Annotated in this window: 3 protein-coding genes; 2 read left to right on the top strand and 1 reads right to left on the bottom strand. The window is 65.9% G+C overall.

Annotation, left to right across the window (positions count from 1 at the left end; translation table 11 throughout):
* Nucleotides 1–404: 404 nt before the first annotated feature.
* A complete protein-coding gene (locus tag RR928_RS22105; RefSeq protein ID WP_332539863.1) occupies nucleotides 405–950 on the bottom strand; it encodes a cysteine hydrolase family protein in 546 nt (181 codons plus the stop codon).
* A 145-nt stretch (nucleotides 951–1,095) separates the two neighbouring features.
* Here RR928_RS22105 and RR928_RS22100 point away from each other — a divergent pair, with 145 nt between their 5' ends.
* Both RR928_RS22100 and RR928_RS22095 read left to right on the top strand, forming a co-directional pair.
* Complete coding sequence (locus tag RR928_RS22100; protein ID WP_332539865.1) at nucleotides 1,096–2,076, top strand: GlxA family transcriptional regulator; 981 nt, start codon at nucleotides 1,096–1,098, stop codon at nucleotides 2,074–2,076.
* Between the two features lie 152 nt (nucleotides 2,077–2,228).
* Nucleotides 2,229–4,394, top strand: coding sequence for a bifunctional 2',3'-cyclic-nucleotide 2'-phosphodiesterase/3'-nucleotidase (locus RR928_RS22095; protein ID WP_332549869.1), 2,166 nt, complete (start codon nucleotides 2,229–2,231; stop codon nucleotides 4,392–4,394).
* Nucleotides 4,395–4,485 lie beyond the last annotated feature (91 nt).

Genomic DNA, 4,485 nt, shown 5'->3' with positions numbered 1-4,485 from the left:
GCAATATGTGAGGTGCGCAAGTCATTGGCAAGCGCAACCCGGCAGTCTGACCAGGCTTCGTCAAGCACAGCATCAGGCTTGGCGGCCCTTCTGATGCCGCGCCTCATACAGCCGGACGTCACCCTCGGCGGTGCGCGGCCCAAGGCCTTGCTGCAAACGGATAAAGGCCAATGCGTCATCAAGTTCAGCGAGCTCGACGACGCGGTGGACACTCCGCTCATAGAGCACGCCACCCAGGGCCGTGGAGTTGATGCAGCAGGTGGTGGCCGTCGTCGATCAGTGGGCCGGGCACTTCACCGCAATGGGTGCATGCAGCGCAGACATGGGCCTGCTGGCTGCCAGCATCGACCGCGCTGCACTCAAGCGGCAGAGACTGGCGTTCGCTTAGCCAGCTGGCAGGCAACTCAGGCCAGGAATGCGTCGCTGTCGATCAGCGTTGCATAGGAAAAAGCCAGTGCGGCCATGGACGCCGCATGCACCTGGGCCGCGGGCACCTGGGTGCCGGCGAACTCCAGATCCCGGGTCGCGCAGGCATCGTGCACCACGCTGACGCCATAGCCGAAGTCGGCCGCGGCGCGGCTGGTGGCCTCGATGCACATATGGCTCATCGCGCCTAGCACCACCACCTGGTTGATGTGCTGCCGGTCGAGCATGGGCTTCAGATCGGTGGCGCGAAACGCGTTGGGGTAGTTCTTGACGACCACGGTCTCTCCAGGCGCGGGAGCGACCGCGGCAATGATCTGCACGCCGTCGCTGCCCGGCGTGAAGATCGGCGCATCCGGCTTGGCCATTTCGTGCCGCACATGGATCAGCAGCTCGCCCTTGGCGCGGGCCGCGGCAATGATGCGCGCGGCGTTGGCCAGCGCCTTGTCCAGGCCGACAAGCGGCAGCTTGCCGCCGGGCAGATATTCGTTTTGCAGGTCGACGACGATGATGGCGCGTTGGCTCATGGATTTCCCCTTGTTGACGGTTGGACGAAGCGTCGCATGACGTTCGCTCCCATTGTGCGAATCGCTGTTGCTTTGCGCCATTGGCCCGAATGACATAAATGAATAGAATCGGGCCAAACTCGCCACGCCCTTGCCTCCCCTCCCCATGCCCCCGATCCGCGTTGCCGTGCTGGCTTTCGAAGGTGTGAGCCTTTTCCACCTCTCGGTTCCAGCCATGGTGTTCGGCGCCGCCGCCCCATCCAGCGGACTGCCGCTCTATGAGGTGCGCTACTGCGCGCCCGTGGCCGGGCGCGTGCGCTGCGATCAGGGCATGGAAATCGATGTTCCAGGCGGGCTGGACGCGATGCGGGACGCCGACCTGGTCATCGTCCCGTCCTGGCGTCATGCGCAGGAAGTTGCCCCGGCCGCGCTGTCGCTCGCGCTGCGCCAGGCCCATGACCGCGGCGCCCAGGTGGCGGGCCTGTGCCTTGGCGCTTTCGTGCTCGGCGATGCGGGCTTGCTGGACGGGCGCCGCGCGACGACGCACTGGGCCTGCCGCGAACTGTTTTCGCGGCGGTTTCCCCTGGCGCACTTTCTTCCCGACGTGCTGTATGTCGATGACGGCCAGGTCATCACTTCCGCGGGAACAGTGGCCGCCGTGGACTGCTGCCTGCATCTCGTGCGCCAGCGCCACGGCGCCGATGTGGCCAACCGCGTGGCGCGACTGCTGGTGACGCCCGCGCACCGGCAGGGCGGCCAGGCCCAGTACATCGAGCAGCCGGTGGCCGCGCGCGCCAGCGACAACCGCCTGCCGGGGGTGCTGGAGTGGGCGCGCGAGCATCTTGCAACGGCGCTTTCGCTGGACCAGCTGGCCGATGTCGCCAAAATGAGCCGGCGCACGTTCACCCGGCGCTTTCGCGAAGCCACGGGCACCACGGTGCACAAGTGGCTGGTGGCCGAACGCATAGGCCGGGCGCAGCAACTGCTGGAAACCACCGACATGCCTATGGAGCAGCTGGCGACCGCGGTGGGCTTCGGCACGACGCTGTCGCTGCGCCAGCACTTTGCCCGCCAGCTCCAGACCTCGCCCATGGCCTACCGGCGCAGCTTCCGCGCGGCGGCCAGCGCCCATCCCGCACGGCACTGATTGCGCCCCTGCCGCGGATCCGTCACACGCCCGTCAATCTTGGTCACAACAATGGGAATGCAGCGCTTGACTGGCATGGCCGGCACGCTGTGGGGCGCCATCATTGCGATGGATTTCGCCCCTTCCTGCATTACCATCCACGAGGCCTTTCCATGTCCCTTAACGTACCGGGTTTGCGCGACCAGCACGGCCGCCGCTTGCCGACCCTGTTGGCGCTGACAGCCACGCTCGCGCTGACAGCCTGCGGCGGCAGCGACAACGACACTCCCGCGCCCACACCCGAGCCTGTGGCACAGAATGCCACGGCCCAGCTGGCGCTGCTGGAGACGACCGACCTGCACTACTACGCGCGCAGCTTCAACTACTACTCGGACAAGGAAGACAAGGCCGTGGGCCTGGAGCGCACCGCCACGCTGATCCGCAAGGCGCGCAGCGAATTCGCCAACACGCTGCTGGTGGACAACGGCGACACCATCCAGGGCACGGTGCTGGGCACCTACGAGGCCCAGGTCGCGCCGCTGCCCGCGACGCAGCAGCTGTCGATGTACAAGGCCATGGCCACGCTCAAATACGATGCGGGCGTGCTCGGCAACCACGAGTTCAACTTTGGCCTGCCCTATCTGAGCCAGATCCTGGGCGGCGGGCTGGATGTCGCGGGCGTGGACCCGAAGATCGGCTCCAAGGACAAGGGGCCGGGCTTTCCCATCGTGACGGCCAACGTCACCAGCCTCAAGAGCAACAAGCCGCTGGTCGATCCCTACGTGATCCTCGAGCGCAATGTCAGCGCGACCCAGGCCGACGGCAAGGCCGTCACGCTGCCGATCAGGATCGGCGTGATCGGCATCACCACGCCCGGCATCCTGAACTGGGACAAGGACAAGCTCGAAGGCAAGGTCAGCACGCAGGACGGGCGCGACACCGCGGCCAAATATGTGCCCGAAGTGCGCGCCAAGGGCGCCGACCTGGTGTTCGTGCTGCTGCACGGCGGCATGAGCGCCAGCGGCTACTTCGCCAACATGGAAAACCCCGGCTACTACATCACCAAGGACGTGCCGGGCATCGACGGCATCGTGATGGGTCACGAGCACAACACCTTCCCCGACCGCGGCGCGAGCCCGGCCTACAAGTTCGCGGGCGCCGACAACGCCAAGGGCACGGTCAACGGCGTGCCGGCAGTCATGGCCAGTTCCTGGGGCAAGGGCCTGGGCATCATCAACTACGCGCTCAAGTGGGATGGCGCGGGCAAGAAATGGTCGGTGGACAGCGCCAGGACCGACGTGCAGGTGCGCACCATAGACTCCAAGGATGCGGCCGGCAAGACTGTCTATGTGGACTCCGACCCGGCCGTGATCGCCGCCGTCGATGAGGTGCACAACAAGACGCGCGCCTACGTCGCCTCGCCCATAGGCTCCAGCGACTTCCGCCTGAGCTCGATGTTCGCCGACGTGGGCAATGTGGGTGCGCTGCAGATCGTCAACCAGGCGCAGCAGGAGTATGTGGCCAACTACGTGAAGACCAGTCTGCCCCAGTACGCGAGCCTTCCCGTGCTGTCGGTGACCGCGCCCTTCAAGGCCGGTTACTCCAGCGCCGACGACTTCACCAACGTCGCGGCCGGCACCATGACCGTCTCGGCGGCGGCCGATCTGTACCTGTACGACAACAACACCATCCATGCGGTGAAGGTCACGGGCGCGCAGATCAAGCAGTGGCTGGAGAACGCGGCCAACCGCTTCAACCAGATCGACCCGAAGAAGGTCGAAGACCAGTGGCTGATCAATGACAGCAAGACCGGCGTGCAGCCCGGCGCGTCCTTCCCCGGCTACAACTTCGATGTGTTCACCACGGCGGACATCAGCTACGAGATCGACGTGACCCAGCCCAAGTACAACGTCAACGACCCAGCCAAGGGCGGCGAACGCATCAGGAACCTGCGCTACAAGGGCCAGCCCATGGACAACGCGCAGCAGTTCATCGTCGCCACCAACAACTACCGTGCCAACAGCAGCGCGCCGTTCATCCTGGGCACGGGCAAGGCCTTCGACATCGTCTGGGCCGCGCCCGATGCCAACCGCGAAGTGGTGCTGAACTACGTCAAGGCCAAGAAGACCATCACCCGCGCCGCCAACGGCGCCACCAGCAGCTGGCGCTTCACCAAGGTCGCGACCGCGGGCAAGGTGCTGTTCAAGTCGGCGCCGAACGAGCTGGCCGTGGCCCAGGCCGCCGGCCTGGCCAACATCAGCGTGGACCGGGCGGACGACACCGGCGTCAACGGCGGCACCGGCAGCTACGGCATCTACCGCATCGCGCTGGACCAGTGATGGGGTGTGCTGACAGCGGTTGATTCCGCTCCCAGCCAGATGAAAAAAATGGGTGCCGCAAGGCACCCATTTTTCGTTCCCCCGCATGCAG

This window comes from Comamonas sp., from assembly GCF_036666375.1.
GTDB lineage: Bacteria > Pseudomonadota > Gammaproteobacteria > Burkholderiales > Burkholderiaceae_C > Comamonas.
The sequence above is the reverse complement of the archived record's forward strand: the minus strand, read 5'-3'. Positions and strand labels throughout refer to the sequence as shown.